The organism is Pseudomonas taiwanensis DSM 21245 (assembly GCF_000425785.1).
Taxonomy (GTDB): Bacteria; Pseudomonadota; Gammaproteobacteria; order Pseudomonadales; family Pseudomonadaceae; genus Aquipseudomonas; species Aquipseudomonas taiwanensis.
The window spans coordinates 196,795-220,819 of sequence record NZ_KE384452.1; the positions used below are offsets into that span (position 1 = coordinate 196,795).

Consider the following 24,025-nt stretch of genomic DNA (forward strand, 5'->3'; position numbering starts at 1 on the left):
CTCCTCAGAAGCCCAGGCTCAGGTGTTCGGCGATCGGCCCAAGGGCCAGGGTTGGCAGGAAGGTCAGGCCGCCCACCAGCAGGATGGTCACCACCAGCAAGGTGGCGAACAGTGGCCCGTGGGTCGGGAAGCTGTTCAGCCCTTGCGGCGCGGTTTTCTTCGCAGCCAAGCTGCCTGCCAGGGCCAGCACCGGCAGGATGTAGCCGAAGCGGCCGATCAGCATGGCCAAGCCGATCATCAGGTTGTGGAAAACGGTGTTGGCACCGAAACCGGCGAAGGCCGAGCCGTTGTTGGCGGTGCCGGAGGTGTAGGCATACAGCAGCTGGCTGAAGCCATGGGCGCCTGGGTTGCTCACCGCCCCCGCAGGGCCTGGCAGGCTGGCGGCGATGGCGCCGAGCACCAGCACGCCCACCGGCATCACCAACAAGGTCGCCACCAACAACTGCACCTCACGGGCTTGCAGCTTCTTGCCCAAGTATTCCGGCGTGCGCCCAATCATCAGGCCTGCCAGGAACACAGCGATCAGCACAAACAGCAACATGCCGTAGAGCCCGGCACCGACGCCGCCGAAGATCACCTCACCGACCATCATGTTGGCCATGGCCACCATACCCGTCAGCGGGTTGAGGCTGTCGTGCATGGCGTTGACCGAACCGTTGGACGCAGCGGTGGTGGTCACGCTCCAGAGCACCGAACCGGTGGTGCCGAAGCGGCTTTCCTTGCCCTCCATCGGCGCGCTCGACTGTACCTGAACGCTTTCCAATGCCGGATTGGGTTGGTATTCCGCCCACAAGGCGGTACTGCCACCGATCAGGAACAGGGCAAGCATGCAGGCGATGATGGCGCGGCTCTGGCGCAAGTCCTTCACGTAGTGGCCAAAGGTGAACACCAGGGCAGCCGGGATCAGAATGATCGACGCCACCTCGAACAGGTTGCTCCAGGCCGTGGGGTTCTCGAACGGGTGCGCCGAGTTCACGCCGAAGAAACCACCCCCGTTGGTACCCAGTTGCTTGATGGCGATCTGGCTGGCAGCCGGTCCCAGCGGGATGACCTGGTCAACGCCTTGCAGGGTCACAGCATGGGCATAATCGGCGAAGGTCTGGGGCACGCCCTGCCACACCAGCAGCAGCGCCAGCACCAGACACAACGGCAAGAGCCCGTAGAGGGTGCCCCGGGTCATGTCGACCCAGAAGTTGCCCAGCGTTGCCGCAGAGCGCCTGGCAATGCCACGGCAGAGTGCAACCAATACGGCCAGGCCGGTGGCAGCGCTGACGAAGTTCTGCACGGTCAGGCCAAGCATCTGGCTCAGGTAGCTGACCGAGGCTTCGCCGCTGTAGGCCTGCCAGTTGGTGTTGGTGACGAAGCTTACCGCTGTGTTGAATGCCAGCGACCACTCCTGGCCTGGCAAGTGCTGCGGATTGAGCGGCAGATAGCCCTGCAGCAACAGCACGCAGAACAGCAGCACGAACCCGGCCAGGTTGAAGGCCAACAAAGCCAGGGCGTACTGCTTCCAATTCTGCTCCTGCTCGGTGCGCACGCCCGCCAGCCGGTAACAGCCCTGCTCCAATGGGCCGAGTACTGGGCTGAGCCAGGTACGCTGGCCTTCCATCACCTTGTAGTAGAAACGCCCCAGCCAGGGTGCAGGCAGCAGCACGATGGCAAAGAAGGCCAACAGCAACGCGTAGTCGTAACTGTGCATGACCGCTCCCTAGCTGCGATCGGCGCGCAGCAGCGCCGTAAGCAGGTAAATCGCCAACGCCACTGCCAGCAGCAGTGACAACCCTTCGAGCACATTCATCGGTGGTTCTCCCCATCCATGCGGCGTTGGCCGCTTTGGGGAAATTGTCCGAGGGTGCGACGTAAAGGGGCGAGATCGAGGGACAGGTCAGCGCATAAAGAATGCGTAAAGATGCAGCCCGTTGCCGGGCCGCGGGTGATATCAGCGTTGCGGCGTCTGCTGCCCTGCGTTGCGGCTCCAGTCCAGCAACAGGCTGTAGCCCACCGCCAGCAGTGTCGGCCCGATGAACAGGCCGATGAAGCCAAACGCGATCAGGCCACCGAACACACCAAGCAGGACGATCACCAGTGGCAGGTTGCCGCCGCGGCTGATCAGGTAGGGCTTGAGCACGTTGTCAACGCCACTGATGACGAAGGTACCCCAGATACCCAGGAACACGGCCATGCCGTACTCACCTTTCCATACCAGCCAACCGGTGGCCGGTATCCAAGCCAGCGGCGGCCCCATGGGAATGAGGCTGAGCATGAAGGTCACCAGGCCGAGGATGATGGCGCCCGGCACACCGGCGATGAGAAAGCCAATCAATGCCAGCAGGCCTTGGGCCGCGGCGGTGCCGATCACGCCGTTGACCACACGTTGCACGGTGCCGGCCACCAGTTCCAGGTAATACTCGGCACGGTCGCCCATCAAACGCTGCAGCAGGCGCAGGACGAACGCCGCCAATCGCGGGCCGTCGCGGTAGAAGAAGAACACGAACACCAGGCTCAGGGTCAGTTCGAGCACACCACTGCCCAATTGCGCACTGCGTGCCAGTAGCCAGTTACCAACCTGACCCAGGTGGGGTCTGACCGAGGCCAGCAGCATCGCGCCCTGTTGGTCCAGCGACTCCCACCAGCTGACCAGGCGCCCGCCGACCAGCGGGACACCGGCCAGCCAGTCCGGGGCGTCAGGTAAACCATCGACCTGTACATCGCGAATGAACGCCGTGGCGTCGCGAATGTGGTCCGCCAGGTTGAACCCAAGCCAGACCAGCGGCAAGGCCACGACCAGAATCCAGACACCGGTCAGCAAACCTGCCGCGAGGGTCTCGCGATCCCCCAGCACGCGGGTCAGCAGGCGCATCAACGGCCAGCTGGCAAAGGCCAGGATGGCCCCCCACAGCAGTGCCGAAATGAACGGCGCCATTACCCACAGCCCCGCGCCCAACAGCGCCAGCAGAAGAATCTGGATCAACAGACGATCATTGTTGGCCATGGTGGCGCTCGATCAACGAATCAGTTCAAGGTGCAGGCCATCGGTAGGGGCGTCCCCGACTTCCAGTCGGCTGCTGCGCACGCCTGCCTTGATCAGCTCTTGGCGCCAGGCTTCGGCCTCGGCTCCACTGAGGCTGGCACGCAGGGTGCTGTCAAGGTTCAGGCTGCGTCCGAGCAGGGTCACCCAGGTGGCTTGCGGTGCGCCCAGGTCAGGGTAGTCCAGCTTTCCGGTGTCGCGCATTTCGCGCAGCACAGTCGCTGGCGTGGGTAGCAGTTCGCCCAGCGGGCTGCCCGCGACGAACTCTTCGACGTGCAAGTACGCGCGGCGGTTGCCACGGGTGACGCTGTACAACGCCACCAAGGTGTCGGCCTCTTCGGCCGAACGGCGCAACAGGATGAATGCCTGCTGCTCGTCGCCGCCATTGAGCCGGGCATTGCCGAACACATCGTTGGCCCACAGGCTGGCTTCGCCGCAGTCACGGCCCTGGCACCAGAACAAGGGGTAACCGCCGTCACGCTGCAATTGTTCGCGGGCGCTGGTGAACGCCTCACGAGCGGTGCGTTCGACGGGCAGTTCGTAAGTGACCGAGCTAACCTGGCCACGGCTCTCGACCTTGTCATCGACCCGCAGGCGACCGCTGATCTTGCGCAGCGGGCCCAGGGGGTAGACGCGTTCCTGTTCTACGGCGGGGCGTTGGTCGACCACCTTGCCATCTTGCGGCACCGGCAGGCTGCCCGCCCAGGAAGCGGCGCTGACCAGCGCGACGCAGGTGACGAAGGTGACGCGGATGAAAACGGATGCGCTCATCGGCCACCCTTGGGGCAGCGGGTGGCGGAGCGAAGGTCCAGGATGTCTGGCATTTGCATGGTTGTCTCCCTGTTCAACCCGCCAAGCCTCGGCACTTGTCCGGTACAAGTCAAGAAAAGCCAAAGAAGCGATTGAAACAGTCTGCGACAAGGATCGCACCCTGCTCATCGTTCAGGTGCAGATGATGCCCACCTGGCAGCACCACTCGCTCAAAGGGTAGCTGCTCCAGCAACTCGGTGTGGCGCACCAGCATGCCATCGGCGGCCACCACCAGACAGCCCGGGCAACCGACCCGGTGCACGTACGCCATGGCCTGGGCCGGGTTCAGGCGCGCCGGCGATGGTAAGGTCAGTCGGCTGTCGCTGCGCCAGCTGAACCCGCCCGGGACCGGCATCAGTCCGCGCTGGGCCAGCAACTGCGCAGCTTCGTGGCTTACCGCGACCATCCCCTTCATGCGAGCCTGCACGCCGTCTTCGACCGAGGCGTAAACCGACTTGCGCTTGCCATCCAGGCGCAACTGCGCCTGCAACGACATGCCCAACCGCTCAGCCGCATCCTGCTCGGCACCGGTAGGCGGGATCACGCCGTCGATCAACGCTAGGTGGCTGACCCTGTCCGGCAAGGCCCCAGCCAACTGCACCGAGATGATGGCGCCCAGCGAGTGACCAAGCAGGGCGAATCGTTGCCAGCCAAGCTGCTCGGCGACCCGCAACACGTCATGGGCGTAATCGGCCAGGGCATAGCCGGCCCCTGGCGGGCGGTGTTCGGAATAGCCATGGCCGGCCAAGTCGAGCGCGACGATACGCAAGCCCTGTAGACGGGGTGCCAGGCGCGCGAAACTGTTGGCGTTGTCCAGCCAGCCATGCAGTGCGATCACCGGCAACCCGTCCGCTGGCCCGAACAGGTGCGCGGCGAGTTCGATATGGCCCAGGCTCAGGCGCACTTCTTCGACGGGCAGGCTCATGCCTGGCTCCAGCGATCGAACAGGCCCTTGATCAGGCTGGCGGTATCAGTGGGGCGCTCCAGCGGGAACATATGGCCACCCGGTACGCTGTGGTACTCACCCGTGGGCATGCCACGCACGGCAAACGCGTGGTGACGACGAATCACCCGGCTACGGTCGCCACGCACCATCGCCAACGGCACCTGCAAATGCCGGGCAGGTGCCGGGCTGGCATGGGGGATGCTGCGATAGATACTGATCTCGGTGGCCGGGTCGAAGCGCAAGCGCAGACCCTCCTCTGCGGTTTGCAGACCATGTTCCAGATACGCCTCGAGGCACTCGGGGTCGAAATTGCGGAACAAGGTCTTGCTGGCGAAATATGTCCGCGCGCTGTCACGATCGGCGAAGGCCTCGCGCCGCCCTAAGGTGCGGCCCGCAGGCGTGATGCGATCGATGAAACCGAAACGCTTGGCGGTGCGGATCAACCACTGGTCGGCACGGGTCAACACCGGCGAGTCAAGCATTACCACGCCCCGGTACAACTCTGGGCGGCGCAGCGCGGCATGCAGGTGCAGCACACCGCCCAGGGAGTGACCGACGCCCCACACGGGCTGATCCTGCTGAGCCAGATGGTGCAACAGTTCATCGACCAGGTTCCGCCAATTGTCATCGACCGGAAACCTTGGGTCGTGGGCGTGTTGGGCCAGGTGCGTCACCTGGTAGTCCGGCGCGAGCGCGGCGAACAGCTTGCCGTAGGTGGCCGAGGGAAATCCGTTGGCGTGGGCGAAGAAGATCCGTTGCGACATGGCGCCAGGTCCGAACCGGGGATGGTTGCCCATTGTCGGCATCGTGGCGGCGCTCGGCAATGTCCGGAAAGGTCATCGCGCAGGGCAATCAGGACAGGTCGAAACCGAGCAATGAACGGCGCAGGCAGGCTTGCAGGTAGGCCAGCTGGCTTTCGAGCGCCTCGCGAGCCAGGCGCTGATCCTTGTGGTCGAGCTGTAGCCGGCGTAACGCCAGGCAGCTGGTCTGCACCAGGTGGGATACGCGCTGGCAAGCGTCCTGCAGCCTGCGCAGGTCTTCCTCTCCTTGTATCCGGGTGGCGAGGTCCGGGCAGCCACGGCCTTGGAGCCTGCCCATCAGGTGATACAGCTTGGCATCAGCGGCCTCACGCAGCAGGCTGTACTCGGCAAAATCCAGCGCCCCGCTGGCCTGCACTTTATCCAACGTTGGCTGCAAATCGGCACAGCGAACCAGATCCAACCTTCGACCACCCATCCCGCACTCCTGATTCTTCCCTGCCTGTACCGCCTCGATGCAACGCTAGCAACGCCCTGCCAGAGGCGGCAACTGACAAAAATGCCAGTTGCCCGGTTTCAGTCGGGTGAATTAATCGCGCGCACGGTCATCAGGCCTGCCAATGGCCAATCCCCTTCCAACTCTGCAAGGCTGGCGGTACTCATGGGGGCTGGTCGCTGGCCATGCCCGTGCTCGAGCCTTCCAACCAATGTGCCCACCAGCGGCTGGTGGCTGACCAGCAGCACATGCTCAAGGCCCAGTCGCTCGATTTCGCCGATGACCTGTTGCACGTCACTGTCGGGGGTCAACCACGGCACTGTGTGCACCGGCTCGGTGAAACCGAGGGTGTCATGCACCAGTGCCGCGGTCTGCTGGGCGCGCACATAGGGGCTGGCCAGGATGGCTTGCAGTGGCTGGCCCAGCAAGCGCGCCGCGCTGTGCAGCACTTGCTCGCGGCCATGGGGCGTCAGGCGCCGCTCGGCGTCGGTATTGGCCCGCGGTTCGGCCTCGCCGTGGCGCAGAACCCAGAGCTTCACAGCTTGGGCTCCTCGTCGCGCACCGGGTGCGCTGCCGGTGCCACGGCGTGAGGCGCCTCGCCTTCCGGCGCCCGCGGGGCCGGCCAGTCGGCGAATGGCCAGGGCTTCTGGTCGCTGTGGAAACTGCCGAAACGACCGATCTGCGCCAGGTACTGACTGAGGCTGTCGCCGAAGTTCATCAGGCTGGCGCTCGGGGCGCCATACACCAGTCGGTAGATGAGCTGCACCAGCACCAGGCCACCCAGCAGCAGCTCGGCCAGTTGCCAGACCACCAGGAACACCAGCATCCACAGCACCCGCAGGATGATCGACTCGCGCTGCGCGCGCTCGGGGGTATCGTTCATGTATTGCTCCTTGCTCTGTTCAGAACCCACGAAGGCTCAGTTGAAACCGCTTGTGGAAATGAAATCGACGTCGGTCTTGGGCTCGGCGCGCATCAGGTGTTCGATGACCTGGTTCAGCGTGCGGCCTTCGAACAGGATCGCGTGCAGGCCCGCCACCAGCGGCATGTACACCTGCACTTCCTGGGCCTTGGCCTTCAGTACCTTGAGGGTATTGACCCCCTCGGCCACTTCGCCCAGGCGGTTGACCGCCTGTTCCAGGCTCAGGCCCTGCCCCAGCGCATGACCCACCTGATAGTTGCGGCTCTTGGGTGAAGAGCAGGTGACGATCAGGTCGCCGACACCGGCCAGCCCCAGGAAGGTCATCGGATTGGCGCCTTGGCTGACGGCGAAACGAGTCATCTCGGCCAGGGCACGGGTAATCAGCATGCTCTTGGTGTTTTCACCCATGCCCAGGGCAACGGCCATGCCAGCCATGATGGCATAGACGTTCTTGAGGGCACCGCCCAGTTCGACACCGAAGCGGTCGGTGCTGGCGTACACCCGGAAGGTGCGCCCGTGTAACACCGCCTGCACGCGTTGGCACAGGTCTTCATCTTCGCTGGCGACCACAGTGGCGGTCAGCGCATGTTCGGCGATCTCGCGGGCCAGGTTCGGGCCCGACAGCACGCCAATACGTGCCTGGGGGGCGATTTCCTCAAGGATCTGGCTCATCAGCTTGAAGCTCTGCGCCTCGATGCCCTTGGTCAAGCTCACCAGTCCCTTGCCGCGCAGCAACTCGGCATGCGGGGCCAGCACGCTGCGCAGGGCGCTAGACGGCAGGGCCACGAAAATCAGCTCGCAAGCCTGCAGCGTCGCCAGCAGGTCGTTGACCGGCTCGACACCGTCGTGCAGGCGGATACCTTTGAGGTAACGCGGATTCTCGCGATTGATGCGCATGGCCTCGGCCTGCTCGGGGTCGCGCATCCATTGGCGCACTGGCACGTTGTTTTCAGCCAGCAGGTTCGCCACGGCGGTGCCAAAGCTTCCGCCTCCCAGAACTGCAACAGGTTGCTGTTCAGTCATATTCAATCCGTTAATGCCAAAATGTGAGTGGCGACCGGACCATTATACGGTGCGGATGCGACAGGGCCAGTGCATGGCTTGCGTGGCGGGTTGGGTTGGCGATCGCGTGGCGCATCGCGAGCAAGGCTCGCTCCTACGTTTTTCGGGCCATGCCAAAGCGGTCGCGCGCAAATCCCACAGGCATAACTGGCCCGAAAAAAGCGTAGGAGCGAGCCTTGCTCGCGATGCGCCGCGCGATCTCGACACCACCCGAAAACCACCGGCAAGCCTTTCCCTCACCCCCCCACCTCGCAAACTCGCGCCCCACCACTGGCAAAAGGTCCAAGGTCAGTTAACATGCCTGTTTCATCTTTGATACAAGGCCGTATCGTGTTCCCAGGCACGCCCCCTTACCCGCGTCTGTTATTGCTGACCGCCCTGCTCGGTGGCCCGGTCATGGCCGATGACCTGTTCATCGACAACACTGACTTGCCGCAGGTTCTGACCGCCACGCGCCTGAAACAATCCCCGGCGGCGGTGCCGGGCAGCATGACCGTGCTCGACAGCGAACTGATCCGTGCCAGCGGTGCCCGCGATATTCCCGAACTGCTGCGCCTGGTGCCAGGCATGATGATCGGCTACGGCGCCGGCAACCAGCCAACCGTCAACTACCACGGCAGCAACGTCAACGAAGCCCGGCGCATGCAAGTGCTGATCGACGGCCGCTCGGTGTATCGGGCCGGCCTTGCCACGGTGGACTGGAGCGATATCCCGGTGGCCCTGGAGGATATCGAGCGCATCGAGGTGTTCCGCGGCCCGAACACCGTCAGCTATGGCGCCAACGCCTTGATGGCGGTGGTCAACATCCTCACCCGCAACCCCGCCGACAGCCATGGCACACGGGTCAAGCTCACCCGTGGCCAGGATGGCATCAACGATTACTACGCCAGTCATGGATTCGGCTGGGACGGCGGTGATCTGCGCCTGTCGGTGTCGGGACAGCAGGACGACGGTTTCGACAGCGACCAGTTCGGCAACGACTACCGCGACAGCCGCCGCCTGAACCGCGTCAACCTCAGCGCCAGCCACAACCTCGCGCCCGACCAGACCCTGGAGTGGCAACTGGCGGCCAAGGAGGGCAGCAACCAGCGGCCGTACACCTACCAACCGGTGTTCGGCAAGTATGCCGCAGGCACCGACGCAGATGTCAACGCCAAGGATTACGCGGGCTCGGTACGCTGGAACATCGATATCAGCCCAGAGCACAGCTTCTACATCCAAGGGTCGGCTCAACACTTCGATCGCCAGCAAGTCTGGCTGGCGTGCGACGCGCTGATGGCGTTCAGTCCGGCGTTGACCCAGTTGTGGCAACTGAACCCAGACTTCGCCGAGAAGGTGGCACGCAACCTGTCGACCGGAAACCTGCCGACAACCACGGACCCGACGCTCAGCGCCCTGCTGACCCAGGCCCAGACGCAATGGAACAACGGCGGCAAAAGCACGGTCTGCGGCGATGTCGATCAAAGTACCCGCGAAACCCGCTACGACCTGGAGATCCAGGACACCCTGAGCCTGACCGACAACCTGCGCCTGCTCAGCGGTATGAACTACCGCTATGATCGCGCCGACTCGCAGACCTACTTCAACGGCAGCATCGACGACCAGACCTGGCGCGCATTCGGCCAGCTGGAATGGCGTGCGGACGAACACTGGATCATCCAGGGCGGTGCGATGTTCGAGGACTCGCGTCTTTCGGGCAGTTCGCTTACCCCGCGCATGGCGGTGAACTACCTGATCACCCCGCGCCACGGTTTGCGAGCGGTGTACTCCGAAGCGGTCCGCTCGCCCGACATGTTCGAGAACAACGTCAACTGGAGCTATACGGTCAAGAACCTGACGCCCAACGACTTCGGGCTGCAGAACGGCGAATATTTCGTCAAGACCCGAGGCCCTGGCAACCTCGATCAAGAACGCATGCGCTCGCGGGAACTGGGCTACAACGGTTACTTCAGCGACATCGACTTGAGCATGGATGTGAAGTTGTTCTATGACGAGATCACCGGAATGATCAGCGAGCCCCTGAGGAACAACCAGTACATCGCCAGCAACGCCAACAAAGCGCGGTTCAGTGGCAGCGAGGCGCAAGCCGACTGGCGCGTGACCCAACGCGACCGCCTGCGCCTGACCTACGCCTATGTCGACGCCTGGGCCAGCAACCCGTTGGACAGCGCCAACACCGCCCGCAACAGTGGCTCGGCCGGCTGGATGCGCGATTGGGGCGACGGCTGGTCCAGCGCTCTTTTCTACTACGGCGACGACGCACTCAACCAGTACCGCTACGAGCGTCTGGACCTGCGTGTGGCCAAGCGCTTGCGTATCCAGGGTAGCAACCTGGAGCTGGCCGCGCTGTGGCAGCAGCGCCTGGACGATGAACCGACCACGACGATCCAGAACCGCTACGACAGCCGTCACCGCCTGAGCGTCAGCGCGGAGCTGGAGTTCTGATGGCCCGCCTGCTGCGCCTGCTGCTGATCTTTCTCTGGCCCATGGGATCGCTGTCCGCTAGCGAAATCCTGTTGGTCGGTGGTGAAGATCAACCCGGCATTCGCAGCTTCGTGGCGGCCCTGGAGAGCCGTCGCAGCCACGACGTGGTGCGTTTCCAGACCACCTCGACCCTACCCCGCCCCGGCCAGCTGAATGCCGACCTGCGCCTGATCCTGCTCGATAGCGCTGCCCTGGACTGGCGGCTCGCCGAGCCCGCCGGCCCCCCGGCACTGGCGATGCGTATCAGCCGGGTGCAGGCGCAGCAGCGCCTGGGCAAATCCCGTCCGGCCTACCTGTGCCTGCTGTGGAGCGACCCGCCCCTGGCACGGCAGCTACGCCTGGCACGCTACCTGCTGCCGCAGGCGCAGCGCATCGGCGTGCTGTATGGCGAGCACAGCCACTTCCTGCTCGAAGAGTTGCGCCATGCCGCCCGCCCGTTGGGCCTGGAGATCGTTGCCCAGGACTGGCCCGATCAACGGGACAGCCGACCACTGCAGAACCTGCTGCTCAACAGCGACGTGCTGCTGGGCCTGGACGACCCCGACCTGTACAACTCGAAGACCGCCAAGAACCTGTTGCTCAGCAGCTACGGCCGACAGATGGCGCTGATCGGGCCGAACGCCGGTTTCGTGCGCGCTGGCGCCCTGGCCAGCAGCTACAGCGACCAGGATGATTGGCTGGCGGTTCTCGACCAGTTGCTCGACCAACCGCCCTCGCGCTGGCCGCGCAGTCTTTACCCGGCGCGTTTCGGCGTCAGTGGCAACCAGCAAGTCGCCCGTGCACTGGGCCTGGAACCCATCGATCCGAAGGCCGCTGCCCAGGCCCTGGCCGCAGGAGAACCCAACCCATGAGCAAACGCCTGAGCTGGGATATCCACACCCGCACCCAGATGATCAGCCTGGGTCCTGCACTGCTGCTGACCCTGCTGCTGATCAGTTTCTTCACCTTCGTGCGGATCCAGGACTTGCGCCAGGAGCTCAACCACACCGGGCAGTTGATCGCCAACCAACTGGCCCCGGCGTCCGAGTACGGGGTGATCTCCGGCAACAATGAGGTGCTCGAAGGCCTCATGAGGGCCACCCTGAGCATTCCACACGTGCGTTTTTTGGAGGTGCAGGACAGCCGCAACCATATTCTGGTGTACGTCGAGCAGTCCGATGAAAGCAGCAACCGCGCCCAGCGCGTGGAAGTGTTCCAGGCCCCCATACGGCTGCAGCAGATCCGCCTGGACAGCGACTTCCTGCAACAGGGCAAGGCCCCCACCCCCGCCATCGGCGACGATTACCTGGGACGGGTGATCGTCGGTATGTCCGATGATGCGTTCAGCCAACGCCAGCAGGAAATCGTTATCAAGGCTGGCATTCTTGCCTTGTTCGCCCTGTTGTTCACCTTCCTGCTCGCCCGCCGCCTGGCCACCAGCCTGGCCAAGCCGATCAGCGACATGGGCCATGCGGTGAAGGCGATCCAGCAGGGCGAGTACAATGCCCCGTTACCGGTGGTGGACGACAGCGAGCTCGGCCACCTGGCGCGCCATATCAACAACCTGGCCAGCGCCCTGGAGCAGGCCAGCGCCGAACAGAAGCAGGCCATTGCCCAGTTGATCCAGGCCCGTGAGGAGGCCGAGCAAGCCAACCGCGCCAAGTCCGACTTCCTGGCGATGATGAGCCATGAGTTACGCACGCCGATGAACGGTGTGCTGGGCATGCTGCAGTTGCTCGAAACCACCCAGCTGACGCCCGAGCAGGCCGACTATGCGGCGGTCGCCAGCGAATCCACGGGCCACTTGCTCAAGGTCATCAACGATATCCTCGACTTCTCGCGCATCGAACGCACCACGCTGGAACTTGAGCAGATCGACTTCAACCTCGGCGAATTGATCGCCCACAGCGTGCAGTCGTTCCAGCACAGCGCCCAGCAGCGTGGACTCGACCTGCAACTGCAGATGCCGGCCGGCATGGAGCAGCTGGAAGTCAGCGGTGATCCGACTCGAATCCGCCAGATCATGCTGAACTTGATCGGCAACGCGTTGAAGTTCACCGAACGCGGCCAGGTCCAGGTGCATGCGCGCTGGCAGCCCCTGGACCGGCAGCTGATCTGGTTGACCTGCAGTGTGCGCGATACTGGCATCGGCATCGACAGCGAGCGCCTGGAGACCATGTTCGTGGCCTTCCAGCAAGCGGACAGCTCGATTTCCCGGCGCTATGGCGGCACCGGCCTGGGCCTGTCGATCGCCCGCACCCTGGCCGAACGCATGGGTGGCAAGCTGCGCGGGGAAAGCCGCGAAGGGCTGGGCTCGACCTTCACCCTGGAAATTCCCCTGACCCTGGCCAGCATGGCGCCCCCGGCCCTGCCCGGCAGCGTCGCGCAGGGCAGCCTGGGTACCGAGGGCGGGCGAATCCTGCTGGTAGAGGACAATCCGATCAATCAAAGCGTCATCGAAGCCATGTTGCGCAGCCTTGGGCTGGAGGTGAGCGTGGCGCTGGATGGCCTCCAGGCCGTGGAGCAGGTCAGCCAGCAGCGCTTCGCCGCGGTACTGATGGACTGCCGGCTGCCGCGGCTGGACGGTTACGAAGCCACCCGGCGCATCCGCCAACTGCCCGATCGCGACAGCCTGCCGATCATCGCCTTGACGGCCAATGCGTTGCAGGGCGACCGCGAGCGCTGCATGGCCGCCGGCATGAACGATTACCTGAGCAAACCCTTCCGCCGCACCGAATTGCAACGGGTATTGCAGCGTTGGTTACCCGGCCGGACAGCCGCGACTGGCGATAAATGCTAAAGTGCGGCAGTCTTAAGGACTGGACAGGACCTTCGTCGGACCTGAAAATAGCCGTTTCAGTGCACACCTGTACTTCTTTTTGCCAGGTGCGCTGTGACTTTCACCACAACGCAATAGTCTACCTGTAGGCTGCCGCCCCGGACTCAACACACTCCGGGCCGGCCGGGAAGATTCATCCCCTGCCGCAGGGGGTTATTGAGGAGCTCGCATGACCAAACAACACGCCTTTACTCGGGAAGACCTGCTGCGCTGCAGTCGCGGTGAGCTGTTCGGCCCAGGTAATGCGCAACTGCCCGCGCCGAACATGCTGATGGTCGATCGCATCACCCACATCAGCGAAGAAGGCGGCAAGTATGGCAAAGGTGAATTGGTCGCCGAGCTGGATATCAATCCGGACCTGTGGTTCTTCGCCTGTCACTTCGAAGGCGACCCGGTAATGCCAGGCTGCCTGGGCCTCGACGCCATGTGGCAGCTGGTCGGTTTCTTCCTCGGCTGGCAGGGCCTGCCAGGCCGTGGTCGCGCCCTGGGTTCGGGCGAAGTGAAGTTCTTTGGCCAGGTATTGCCCGAAGCCAAGAAAGTCACCTACAACATTCACATCAAGCGCGTCCTGAAGGGCAAGCTGAACATGGCCATCGCCGATGGCTCGGTCAGCGTCGACGGTCGCGAGATCTACACCGCCGAAGGCCTGCGGGTCGGCGTGTTCACCTCCACTGACAATTTCTAAGGGTTATTCGCATGCGCCGCGTCGTTATCACTGGTCTGGGCATCGTTTCGTGCCTGGGCAATGACAAAGCTACTGTCACCGAAAACCTGCGCAACAGCCGTCCGGGCATTCGTTACAACCCGGAATACAAGGAAATGGGGCTGCGTAGCCAGGTTTCCGGTTCCATCGACCTCAACCTCGAAGAACTGATCGACCGCAAGGTCTACCGCTTCGTCGGCCACGCCGCTGCCTATGCCTACCTGGCGATGCAGGACGCGATCAAGGACTCCGGCCTGACCGAAGAGCAGATTTCCAACCCGCGTACCGGCCTGGTTGCTGGTTCCGGCGGCGCCTCGACCCTGAACCAGATGGAAGCGCTGGACACCCTGCGCGAGAAAGGCGTCAAGCGTGTCGGCCCTTACCGTGTCACCCGCACCATGGGCAGCACCGTATCGGCGTGCCTGGCCACTCCGTTCAAGATCAAGGGTATCAACTACTCGATCTCCTCGGCCTGCGCCACCTCGGCACACTGCATCGGCACCGCCATGGAGCAGATTCAGTGGGGCAAGCAAGACATCGTCTTCGCCGGTGGCGGTGAAGAAGAGCACTGGAGCCAGTCGTTCCTGTTCGATGCCATGGGCGCCCTGTCGACCAAGCGCAACGAAACCCCGGAACTGGCCTCGCGCGCCTACGACGCCGACCGTGACGGCTTCGTCATCGCTGGCGGCGGCGGCATGGTCGTGGTCGAAGAACTGGAACACGCACTGGCCCGCGGCGCGAAGATCTACGCCGAAATCGTCGGCTACGGTGCCACGTCCGACGGCTACGACATGGTCGCACCGAGCGGCGAAGGTGCCATCCGCTGCATGCAGCAGGCGCTGTCCACCGTCGACACCCCGATCGACTACCTGAACACCCACGGCACCTCGACGCCGGTCGGTGACGTTGCAGAAATCAAGGGCGTGCGTGAAGTGTTCGGTGACAAAGCGCCGAAGATCAGCTCGACCAAGAGCCTGTCGGGCCACTCGCTGGGCGCCGCTGGCGTGCACGAGGCGATCTACTGCCTGCTGATGATGGAAAACAACTTCATCGCCGGCTCCGCCAACATCGACGAGCTGGATCCGGAAGTCGCCGACATGCCGATCCTGCGCAAAACCGAAGAGAACGCCAAGATCGACACGGTCATGAGCAACAGCTTCGGCTTCGGCGGCACCAACGCCACCCTGGTGCTCAAGCGCTGGACTGGCAAGTAAGACGCTGATGCGGTAATTGAAAACGCCCCGACTGGTTCGGGGCGTTTTCATGTGTGGCGTGCAACCCTGTGGGATTGGGCGCACTCGGGATGAGGCCAACCCTTCCGAGGCACTACCGCCTGGGCAACACCGCCAGGAAGTTATCCCGCGCTACCTTGTTCGCCACCTCCTCAGGCAAGGCATCGAGAAATGGCCTGAAACCGTGCAACTGTTCTCCCAGGCCGCCAAATTTGCCCACCACATCCGAGCCCAGCATGAAGCGCTGTGGATGCTTGACGACCACATCGATCCACGCCTTGCGCGGCACGCCTCGCTCATCCAGCAGGTAGGGCGTAAGCACACTCCAGGAAAGATCCACATACAAATTCGGGTAATCCTCCAGCAGCCGCGTCAACACCGGCAACAGGAAGTCCATCTGCGTCTGATGCCGGTGAATTTCCATGCTGGTGCCGGCGTGGGCCCAAATGAAACGGGTATGTGGATGATTGCGCAATGGCTCTTCGATCTCCGCCAGATACAGCGGGTTGCGTTCGCGCTTCGAGGTGATGTTCGAGTGCAACAGCACCGGCAGGTCGCGCTCGGCCGCCAAGTGGTAGATACGCGTCATGGCCTCGTTGTTGGCGCGAGGCGTATCGCCACTGGTGAGCGCGGTCAGGTCGTCATGACGGGTGAACACTTCACCGATCCCCTGCCAAAGCCCTGGGTACAGCTCAAGCATGCGCTCGATGTGGCTGACGGCATTCTTGTCCACTGGGTTGAAGCCAGTGAGAAAGGGATGGAACCTGCGTCGCTGCTCGGCAGGCAGCTTTTCGAGAGCTGCCGCCACATACAGGTCGGTGGCGCTGTACCAATAGGCATCAGCATCGTCGCCTGCATAGTAGCGCGGCCGCTTGGGCTCGTCCTCATGCCACTTCTTGGCCACCGGAATGCCGGAAATCATCGAGTGCTCGATGCCTGCCCTGTCCATGGCCTCGATCAATGCAGGCATGCCCTCGGTCTCCTGGAAGAAATCGACGTAGTGCAGGTGGGCGTCGCTGTAAGCGTAATCACGTGCTTGCGCCGCATGGCCTATCCAGGCAGACAATAGTAAGCAACCCAGCACTCTGACCATCATCGCTGTATTCCTTGTCCCGTTACGAACACGGTAGACCGGCAAGCTTGCCCGGCGGTTCAGCAACGCCTGGCGAACCGCTATGCTTGGGGCATTTCCATCCAGCCTGGAGCCCAACATGAGCAGCCCCCTGGTCATCCGCCCGCGCGCCGAATCGGTCGAGGGCCAGCCGATACTGCGCCCCTTGCCATCGGCACAATGCCGAAGCGTCGGCCCCTTCGTCTTCTTCGACCACATGCTGGAGACCGAGTATGCACCCGGCAGCGGCATGGACATCCGCCAACACCCGCACATCGGCCTGTCTACCCTGACCTACCTGTTCGAGGGTGAAATCCTGCACAAGGACAGCCTCGGCTCCGAACAGCGCGTACAGCCCGGCGATGTGAGCTGGATGACCGCTGGCAGCGGCGTTGCGCATGTCGAACGCACCCCAGCCGAGGCCTTCACCGACGGCTCCCGACTGCATGGCCTGCAGGTTTGGCTCGCATCGCCCCGCGAGCTTGAGCAAGGTCCGGCGAGCTATAGCCATCATCCAGCGGCCAGCCTACCAGTGAGCGATAGCATGGGGGTTCGGATCTGCATGATTGCCGGCCAGGGCTTCTGCCTGGAGTCGCCGGTACCAGTGCTCTCCCCTACCCTCTATGCCCATGTGCACATGCAGCCGGCCACAACCTTGCAGGTACCGAACGAGCATGCGCAGCGGGCGCTTTACCTGCTGGAAGGCGAATTGCTGATGGAGGATACAGAAGTCGAGCCGCGCAGCCTGGTGGTGCTACCGGAAGGTGAAGAGGTCACCCTTTACGCCGAGGGTGATTGCCAGCTCGTTTTGATCGGCGGCGCTGCGCTGGATGGGCCGCGGCGGATGAACTGGAATTTCGTGGCAAGCGATCCGCAGTTGATCGAACAGGCAAGGGCCAAATGGGCTGCAGGTGATTGGCCCACGGTGCCGGGGGAGAGTTCGCGAATTGAACTGCCTCGCTGACAGAGGGCCGCCTGACGGCCGATCCCCCTGCTGGAGCGGGTATACCCGCGAGCACGGGCAAAGCCCGTGCCCTCTACCGCATCGAGTTCTTCGCGAGTAAGCCCGCTCCTACAGGCGATCAGCGCGGGAACACTTCGGTCAGCAGATTGTGCATCGCACGGAAAGCCCGCTCGGAGGTCCGCCGATCGTATTGCATCTTGCCCGGCACATTGGCATTGGGGTCAGTGAACGAATGCACCGCCGCGCCATAGCTGACCAATTGCCAGTCGACCTTCGCTGCGTTCATTTCGTCCTCGAAGGCCGGCAGTTGCTCCTTCGGCACCAGCGGGTCGGAAGCACCATGCAGCACCAGCACCGAACCCTTGATGCGCTTGGCATCTTCCGGATTCGGCGTATCGAGCGTGCCATGGAACGACACCGCCGCCTTCAGGTCAGCCCCTGAGCGGGCCAGCTCAAGGGCACAGCAACCGCCGAAGCAGAAGCCGAAGGTGGCCACCTGGCCAGGCTCCAGCAACGCCTTCGACTGGCCCAGCAGTTGGGCCAGCGCCTCCTGCATACGCTTGCGCAGCTCGGCCCGGTCATTCTTCAGGGGCATCATCGCCGCCCCAGCCTCATCGGCATTGGAAGGACGCACCGACTGCCCATACAGGTCGGCAATCAGCACCACGTAGCCCTTCTCGGCCACCTCCTTGGCGATCCGCTCGGCCCCCTCGCCAATACCCATCCAGTTCGGCGCCATGACCAGGCCAGGCTTGGGCAACGAGCCCGGTTCATACACCAGGCGGCTCTCGTACGCCTTGCCGGACAGGTGATAAACCAACGACTCGACGATTACCTTGCTCATCAAATTCCTCCTTGCACCATTAAAAAAGCCCGCCGAAGCGGGCTTTCCTTTGCATCAACTCAAGCAGACAGTTCGACCAACAGCTTGTTCAGGCGACGAACGTAAGCCGCCGGATCCTTCAAGCTGTCACCGGCTGCAAGCGCGGCCTGGTCGAACAGGATATGCGACAGCTCGGCGAAGCGGTCCTCGCTCTGTTCGTTGTCCAGCTTCTCGATTAGCGGGTGGGTCGGGTTGAACTCGAAGATCGGCTTGGACTCAGGCACCTTCTGCCCGCTTGCCTCAAGGATCTGGCGCATCTGCAGACCCAGGTCCTGCTCACCAATGGCCAGGATGGCCGGCGAGTCGGTCAGGCGGTGGGAAACACGCACCTCGGCCACACTGTCACCCAGCGCACCCTTCAGGCGCTCGACCAGACCTTCTTTTTCCTTGGCGACTTCTTCCTGGGCTTTCTTGTCTTCTTCCGAATCCAGCTTGCCAAGGTCCAGGTCGCCACGGGCGATGTCGATGAAGGCTTTGCCATCGAACTCGCTGAGGTAGCTCATCAGCCATTCATCGATGCGATCGGTCAACAGCAGCACTTCGATGCCTTTCTTGCGGAAGACTTCCAGGTGCGGGCTGTTCTTGACCTGCGCGTAGGACTCGCCGGTGAGGTAGTAGATCTTGTCCTGACCTTCCTTGGCGCGCGCCAGGTAGTCGGCCAGGGCAACGGTCTGTTCGCCGCTGTCGTCCTGGGTGGAGGCAAAGCGCAGCAAGCCGGCGATCTTCTCCTTGTTGGCGAAGTCCTCGGCCGGGCCTTCCTTGAGCACCTGGCCGAAGTTTTTCCAGAAGCTCTTGTACTGCTCGGGCTCGTTCTTGGCCAGCTTCTCCAGCATGTCCAGCGCACGCTTGGTCAGCGCCGACTTCATCGAGTCGATGATCGGGTCCTTCTGCAGGATTTCCCGCGAAACGTTAAGCGACAGGTCGTTGGAGTCGACCACGCCCTTGATGAAGCGCAGGTACAACGGCAGGAACGACTCAGCCTGGTCCATGATGAACACGCGCTGCACGTACAGTTTCAGGCCGCGTGGCGCTTCACGCTGGTACAGGTCGAACGGTGCGCGGGCCGGCACGTACAACAGCGAGTTGTACTCCAGCTTGCCTTCGACCTTGTTGTGGCTCCAGGCCAGCGGATTCTCGAAATCGTGGCCGATGTGCTTGTAGAACTCCTGGTATTCCTCGTCCTTGATCTCGGTACGCGGACGGGTCCACAGGGCGCTGGCGCGGTTGACGGTTTCCCACTCGACAGCTGGCTTCTCCTCGCCTTCGGCGCCAGCCTGCTCCTTAGGCAGTTCGATCGGCAAGGCAATGTGGTCGGAGTACTTCTTGACCAGGTTGCGCAGGCGCCAGCCATCGGCGAACTCTTCCTCACCTTTTTTCAGGTGCAGGACAATGCGCGTGCCGCGCTCGGCCTTGTCCACGGTAGCGACTTCGAACGAGCCTTCGCCCTTGGAGGACCAATGCACGCCCTCGGAAGCCGGTTGGCCAGCGCGACGGCTGAACACATCGACCTTGTCGGCGACGATGAATGCGGAGTAGAAGCCCACGCCGAACTGACCGATCAGGTGCGAGTCCTTCTTCTGGTCACCACTAAGGTTCTTCATGAAGTCGGCGGTGCCCGACTTGGCAATGGTCCCCAGATGCGCGATGACATCTTCGCGGCTCATGCCGATACCGTTGTCTTCCAGGGTAATGGTGTGGGCGTCCTTGTCGAAGCTCAGGCGAATCTTCAGATCGGCGTCACCTTCGAGCAAATCAGGCGTGGCCAGCGCTTCGAAACGCAGCTTGTCGGCGGCATCGGAGGCGTTGGAGATCAGTTCACGGAGGAAGATCTCCTTGTTCGAGTACAGCGAGTGAATCATGAGGTGCAGCAGCTGCTTTACCTCGGTCTGGAAGCCCAGGGTTTCCTTTTGTGTTTCCACAGTCATGGTCTTCAAAACTCCGATCTGATGGCAGTTGGCGCCTGGCAGCCGAATCGGCCTGCATTAACGGCGGATGTCATGCAGATGGGGGCTGCCCGGATGATTTCAAGGGCTTTTCCGGTTCGATCTTGAAATGCGCACGAGCCGTGGCAATCGGCGACTGGCGATCGCCCTGCCAGGCGGTGATGGCGACATTGGTCACGCGACGGCCCTGGCGCCACAACTGACACTGCGCATAGGTATCGCGAAAATGCCCGGCACGCAGGTAGTCGATGGAGAAATCGATGATCTTGGGAATGCTCGCGCTCTCGCTGTAGATCAGCAGGTAAAGTGCCGCGGACAGCTCCATGAAACCTGCGATCACCCCACCATGAATGGCTGGCAGCAAGGGGTTCCCGATGTTGTCCGGATTGGCTGGCAGGCGAAACAGCAGGTCCTCGCCGTCGCGCTGGCATTCGATGCCGATCAGGCCAGCGTAGGGGATCAGGGCCAGCAATGGCCGGTAGTCACCCACGGCATGGGCCTCGTTCAACCGCTGGCGGACATCCCGTGGAATCATGCGTCTTTCTCCCTGAGGCTGTTACCGAAATGAAGCCCGCCTTTTATGTCCTGCCCAAGGCGCATGAAGGTACCCACCACCTGGCAGATAGGTCGGTCGGGATCATCCTGGTAGGCAGTGCCCCGGGTGAAGATCACGTCACGGGTCACGCGGTAGCACTGGGCATGACCATGGATGTCCTTGCCCGCCGCGGCTGGGTGCATGTAGTCGATTCGCAGGTCCAGGGTCGGACAGACTTCGAAGCGCGGAAGGACGCACAGCGTGGCCATGCCGCACGTGGTATCCATCAGGGTGGTTAGCGCGCCACCGTGTACGGCGCCGGTCTGCGGATTGCCGACGATGGCCTTCGACCAGGGTAATACCAAGGTGATGCCGTCGCTGTCGGCATGCGCAACCCGCATCTGTAAAACCTGGCAATGTTTCAACGCCGAAAGAAATCGCTCGGCCATGGCCATCAAGGTTGTATCGCTCATAGGCGCAGTCCATGATCAATGCCGCAGCGGCATAAAATCGGTAAAAAGTCTATATGGAACAAACTTTTATATATCTGTAACCTTTGCGGAACTTATTCCGCACCGTTGAACTCGAAGGAACAAGTCACTTATTCCACCAAGGAGAAACACCCCCATGCGTAAACCTTTTGCTTTTGCTCTGATGCTGGCTGCTGCCATGGGCCTGGCTGCTTGCGATAAAGCGAGCGAAGACAAAGCCCAGGACGCACAGCAACACGCCGAGCAAGCCCAGGAAAAAATGGGCGAAGCTCAGGATAAGATGAACGAGGCTGCCAAGGAAAACGCCGAAGCCGCCAAAGATCAGGCCGAAGCTGAGCAGAAAGCTGCTGAAGAAGCCGCTCCTGCCACCCCGGCTCCAGAAGCTGCGCCTGCTACCCCGGCCGAACCTGCCAAGCAGTAATCGGTCCCAACAAAAAAACCCGACACTGTCGGGTTTTTTTGTATGTATCTTTTATGGATTAAACGTTTCAGGCACCGGTAGTGGAACTTTCTTTACCCACTTCTACCGGGGCGCTTTCCGTCGGCGTGAATACCATCACTTCCAATACATCGGAATGAAACTCTCGACGGTACAGAATCAACACAACCCCCACACTCATGACCATGAATAACCACGGGCTGATGAACCAGCTGAGCATGGCCATGCCGAAGTAGTAAGAGCGCAGACCAAAGTTGAACTGGTTGGCCGCCAGCGACAGCACGCGTGCGGCACGCGAAGCAAACGCCTTTCGCTCCAACTCGTTGACCAGGCGCTCACCGATCATCGGTGCCGAGCCGACGAGTACGGCGGCAAAGTTGTACTGGCGCATGCACCAACTGAACGTGAAGAATGCATAGACGAACACCATCGCCAGGCATAACAGTTTGATTTCCGACATGCCTTGCGATGTCTGCTGGACCAACGGCAGGTCGGCCAGCAACGACAGCGCCCGATCCGACGCCCCGAGCACCGTAAGGATGCCGGCCAGGATGATCAGCGTACTGGAGGCGAAGAACGAGGCATTGCGCTCAAGATTGCCGATCACACTGGCGTCCGCGATACGGTTGTCACGCAGCAGCATGCGGCGCATCCAGTCCTCGCGATACAAATGCAGGACACTGGCCAGGCACGCCGTATCACGGCCCTTCCAGATGGCGTAACGGGTATAGCCTCCCCAACACAGGGCAAACCAGCCGATGGCCAGCAGGTTGTAGATGTTGCTTTGAATGAAGTTCATGCAGAGTTCCCGAACGCCAGGTGCACAAAGAATAGAGACGGCATTTCGACGCCTGCAAGCCCGGAAAGGCACACCGTCGGGTCAAAATGTTTTTCTGCCGATGCCACTCGATGCAAACAAAAGCCCCGCATCCTCTCGGACACGGGGCTTCAGGTCTGGGCCTCTGGCAACACCCTATGGCTTGTGGCCGGTGCCGCGATCAGGCATCAACACATCAGGCCAGCGCCTCGCGCGGCTTGCCCAGCATACGGTCGCAGACCACGGCGCCTGCCAGGGTCAGGACCGAAGGCACCAGCCAGGCCATGCCCTCGTCGCTGAACGGCAGGTGAGCCATGAAGTCCGGCAGTACGTGGGCGATGCTGCTGCCTTTGATTGCATCGACGATACCGAACACCAGCGATACCAGCATGACCGGCGCCAGGATGCGAGTCGGCGAATTCCACAGATCCTTCACGAAGCTCAGGCCTACCACCACGATGCACGGTGGGTAGATCGCGGTCAGCACCGGGATCGAGAACATGATCAGCTTGGTCAGGCCAAGGTTGGAGATCAGCAGCGAGAAGCCCGCCAGGATCACCACCAATGCACGGTACGACAACGGCAGAATCTGGCTGAAGTACTCGGCACACGCACAGGTCAGGCCGACCGCGGTCACCAGGCACGCCAAGGCGATCAACACGGCCAGGAAACCGCTGCCCAGCGAGCCGAAGGTGTGCTGCACATAGGCGTGCAGTACCGCCGCACCGTTGGTGGCGCCCGCCGCGATCTCATGACTGCCCGCACCCAGGCGGAACAGGCTGACGTAGACCAACGCCAGGCCGACACCGGCGATAAGGCCCGCAATGATGGCATAGCGAGTGATCAACTTAGGCGACTCGACACCACGCGAGCGAATGGCGTTGACGATCACGATACCGAACACCAACGCACCGAGGGTATCCATGGTCAGGTAGCCATCGGAGAAGCCTTTGGAGAACGCGGCAGCGGCATAGGCGGGCTGCGCCTCACCGATGGTGCCGGCCGGCAGCGCGAACGCGGCGATGCCCAGCACCGCCAGGGCAATGATCTTCAGCGGGGCGAGGAAGCGGCCGACCGTGTCGAGCAACTTGCCAGGGTACATGGACACGGCCAGTACCACCACGAAGTACACCAGGCTGTAGATGAACAGCGCCATGGGGCTTTCACCGGTCAGCGGCGCCACGCCTACTTCGAACGACACGGTCGCGGTGCGCGGGGTGGCGAACAGCGGGCCGACCGACAGGTAGCACACGGCTGCCAGCAAGCCACCGAAGAACTTGCCGATCGGGCTGCTCAGCGCGTCCATGCCACCACCGACCTTGGCCAGGGCAACCACGGTGATCACCGGCAGGCCAACCGCTGTAACCAGGAAGCCCAGGGCCGCCATCCATACATGCGGACCCGACTGCAGGCCGACGATGGGCGGGAAGATGATATTGCCGGCGCCTACGAAAAGCGCAAACGTCATAAAGCCAAGCGCCAGGATATCCTGGCCTTTTAACACTTTCATTTTAAGGAAGTACCACACTGCTGAAATCGGGATTCGAGAGGGGATTTCCCAATGGGTGAGGGAAATGCTGCCC

At 62.4% G+C, this 24,025-nt stretch carries 24 protein-coding genes; 7 read left to right on the forward strand and 17 right to left on the reverse strand.

All coding sequences use genetic code 11. The features are described from left to right. Positions 1 to 4: 4 nt before the first annotated feature. The 10 genes from kdpA to H620_RS0124390 form a co-directional block, all read right to left on the reverse strand. Positions 5 to 1,699, reverse strand: a complete 1,695-nt coding sequence (kdpA, locus tag H620_RS0124345; RefSeq protein ID WP_027908196.1) for a potassium-transporting ATPase subunit KdpA — start codon at positions 1,697 to 1,699, stop codon at positions 5 to 7. 9 nt (positions 1,700 to 1,708) lie between these two features. After that, on the reverse strand, positions 1,709 to 1,798 hold the full coding sequence (gene kdpF, locus H620_RS26140) for a K(+)-transporting ATPase subunit F (protein WP_041925515.1): 90 nt from the start codon (positions 1,796 to 1,798) through the stop codon (positions 1,709 to 1,711). Positions 1,799 to 1,939: 141 nt separating this feature from the next. Further along, entirely contained in the window at positions 1,940 to 2,992 is a 1,053-nt protein-coding gene (locus H620_RS0124355; RefSeq protein WP_023381329.1) for an AI-2E family transporter, read from the reverse strand. Between the two features lie 12 nt (positions 2,993 to 3,004). Beyond that, positions 3,005 to 3,799, reverse strand: a complete 795-nt coding sequence (locus H620_RS0124360; RefSeq protein WP_023381330.1) for a DUF4892 domain-containing protein — start codon at positions 3,797 to 3,799, stop codon at positions 3,005 to 3,007. A gap of 109 nt (positions 3,800 to 3,908) precedes the next feature. After that, positions 3,909 to 4,763, reverse strand: a complete 855-nt coding sequence (locus H620_RS0124365) for an alpha/beta hydrolase (RefSeq protein ID WP_023381331.1) — start codon at positions 4,761 to 4,763, stop codon at positions 3,909 to 3,911. Next, entirely contained in the window at positions 4,760 to 5,548 is a 789-nt protein-coding gene (locus H620_RS0124370) for an alpha/beta fold hydrolase (RefSeq protein ID WP_023381332.1), read from the reverse strand. Before H620_RS0124370 ends, H620_RS0124365 begins: the two co-directional genes overlap by 4 nt. Before the next feature lie 88 nt (positions 5,549 to 5,636). Further along, complete coding sequence (locus H620_RS0124375; protein ID WP_023381333.1) at positions 5,637 to 6,020, reverse strand: hypothetical protein; 384 nt, start codon at positions 6,018 to 6,020, stop codon at positions 5,637 to 5,639. Positions 6,021 to 6,118: 98 nt separating this feature from the next. Beyond that, positions 6,119 to 6,577, reverse strand: coding sequence for a phosphohistidine phosphatase SixA (gene sixA, locus H620_RS0124380; RefSeq protein ID WP_023381334.1), 459 nt, complete (start codon positions 6,575 to 6,577; stop codon positions 6,119 to 6,121). Continuing rightward, positions 6,574 to 6,921 (reverse strand): DUF4389 domain-containing protein, encoded by a 348-nt coding sequence (locus tag H620_RS0124385; RefSeq protein WP_023381335.1) that lies wholly within the window; start codon positions 6,919 to 6,921, stop codon positions 6,574 to 6,576. The genes sixA and H620_RS0124385 overlap by 4 nt, the downstream gene beginning before the upstream one ends. 36 nt (positions 6,922 to 6,957) lie before the next feature. Then, positions 6,958 to 7,983: an NAD(P)H-dependent glycerol-3-phosphate dehydrogenase gene (locus tag H620_RS0124390; protein WP_023381336.1), complete on the reverse strand. Its 1,026-nt coding sequence runs from the start codon at positions 7,981 to 7,983 to the stop codon at positions 6,958 to 6,960. Between the two features lie 336 nt (positions 7,984 to 8,319). Between H620_RS0124390 and H620_RS0124395 the strand changes: the two genes are divergently transcribed. From H620_RS0124395 to fabB, 5 genes are all read left to right on the forward strand, one after another. Further along, on the forward strand, positions 8,320 to 10,467 hold the full coding sequence (locus H620_RS0124395) for a TonB-dependent receptor plug domain-containing protein (RefSeq protein ID WP_177325249.1): 2,148 nt from the start codon (positions 8,320 to 8,322) through the stop codon (positions 10,465 to 10,467). Beyond that, positions 10,467 to 11,357: an ABC transporter substrate-binding protein gene (locus tag H620_RS0124400; protein ID WP_023381338.1), complete on the forward strand. Its 891-nt coding sequence runs from the start codon at positions 10,467 to 10,469 to the stop codon at positions 11,355 to 11,357. The genes H620_RS0124395 and H620_RS0124400 overlap by 1 nt, the downstream gene beginning before the upstream one ends. Next, positions 11,354 to 13,285 carry a response regulator gene (locus H620_RS0124405; RefSeq protein WP_027908197.1) on the forward strand — a complete coding sequence of 644 codons (1,932 nt, stop codon included), beginning with the start codon at positions 11,354 to 11,356 and terminating at the stop codon, positions 13,283 to 13,285. The genes H620_RS0124400 and H620_RS0124405 overlap by 4 nt, the downstream gene beginning before the upstream one ends. 208 nt (positions 13,286 to 13,493) lie before the next feature. Then, complete coding sequence (fabA, locus tag H620_RS0124410) at positions 13,494 to 14,009, forward strand: 3-hydroxyacyl-[acyl-carrier-protein] dehydratase FabA (protein WP_003251509.1); 516 nt, start codon at positions 13,494 to 13,496, stop codon at positions 14,007 to 14,009. Positions 14,010 to 14,020: 11 nt separating this feature from the next. Next, complete coding sequence (gene fabB / locus H620_RS0124415; protein ID WP_023381340.1) at positions 14,021 to 15,241, forward strand: beta-ketoacyl-ACP synthase I; 1,221 nt, start codon at positions 14,021 to 14,023, stop codon at positions 15,239 to 15,241. 112 nt (positions 15,242 to 15,353) lie between these two features. On the opposite strand, the gene H620_RS0124420 is transcribed toward fabB, so the two are convergent. After that, positions 15,354 to 16,355 carry an amidohydrolase family protein gene (locus H620_RS0124420; protein ID WP_027908198.1) on the reverse strand — a complete coding sequence of 334 codons (1,002 nt, stop codon included), beginning with the start codon at positions 16,353 to 16,355 and terminating at the stop codon, positions 15,354 to 15,356. Positions 16,356 to 16,470: 115 nt separating this feature from the next. On the opposite strand from H620_RS0124420, the gene H620_RS0124425 reads away from it, so the two are divergent. Next, complete coding sequence (locus H620_RS0124425; RefSeq protein ID WP_027908199.1) at positions 16,471 to 17,334, forward strand: pirin family protein; 864 nt, start codon at positions 16,471 to 16,473, stop codon at positions 17,332 to 17,334. A gap of 118 nt (positions 17,335 to 17,452) precedes the next feature. Here the strand turns inward: H620_RS0124425 and H620_RS0124430 are convergent, their stop codons facing one another. From H620_RS0124430 to H620_RS0124445, 4 genes are all read right to left on the reverse strand, one after another. Next, the gene (locus H620_RS0124430) at positions 17,453 to 18,178 is read right to left on the reverse strand and encodes a dienelactone hydrolase family protein (protein ID WP_023381343.1); all 726 of its coding nucleotides are present in this window, start codon (positions 18,176 to 18,178) and stop codon (positions 17,453 to 17,455) included. Positions 18,179 to 18,237: 59 nt separating this feature from the next. Next, positions 18,238 to 20,142 carry a molecular chaperone HtpG gene (gene htpG / locus H620_RS0124435; protein ID WP_023381344.1) on the reverse strand — a complete coding sequence of 635 codons (1,905 nt, stop codon included), beginning with the start codon at positions 20,140 to 20,142 and terminating at the stop codon, positions 18,238 to 18,240. A gap of 70 nt (positions 20,143 to 20,212) precedes the next feature. Beyond that, a complete protein-coding gene (locus tag H620_RS0124440) occupies positions 20,213 to 20,695 on the reverse strand; it encodes a PaaI family thioesterase (protein ID WP_023381345.1) in 483 nt (160 codons plus the stop codon). Then, positions 20,692 to 21,168: a PaaI family thioesterase gene (locus tag H620_RS0124445; RefSeq protein ID WP_023381346.1), complete on the reverse strand. Its 477-nt coding sequence runs from the start codon at positions 21,166 to 21,168 to the stop codon at positions 20,692 to 20,694. The genes H620_RS0124440 and H620_RS0124445 overlap by 4 nt, the downstream gene beginning before the upstream one ends. A gap of 154 nt (positions 21,169 to 21,322) precedes the next feature. Here H620_RS0124445 and H620_RS0124450 point away from each other — a divergent pair, with 154 nt between their 5' ends. Further along, on the forward strand, positions 21,323 to 21,607 hold the full coding sequence (locus H620_RS0124450; protein ID WP_023381347.1) for a hypothetical protein: 285 nt from the start codon (positions 21,323 to 21,325) through the stop codon (positions 21,605 to 21,607). A 67-nt stretch (positions 21,608 to 21,674) separates the two neighbouring features. On the opposite strand, the gene H620_RS0124455 is transcribed toward H620_RS0124450, so the two are convergent. Further along, positions 21,675 to 22,424, reverse strand: a complete 750-nt coding sequence (locus tag H620_RS0124455; protein WP_027908200.1) for a DUF599 domain-containing protein — start codon at positions 22,422 to 22,424, stop codon at positions 21,675 to 21,677. Positions 22,425 to 22,638: 214 nt separating this feature from the next. Then, positions 22,639 to 23,952, reverse strand: coding sequence for a branched-chain amino acid transport system II carrier protein (gene brnQ / locus H620_RS0124460; protein ID WP_023381349.1), 1,314 nt, complete (start codon positions 23,950 to 23,952; stop codon positions 22,639 to 22,641). Positions 23,953 to 24,025 lie beyond the last annotated feature (73 nt).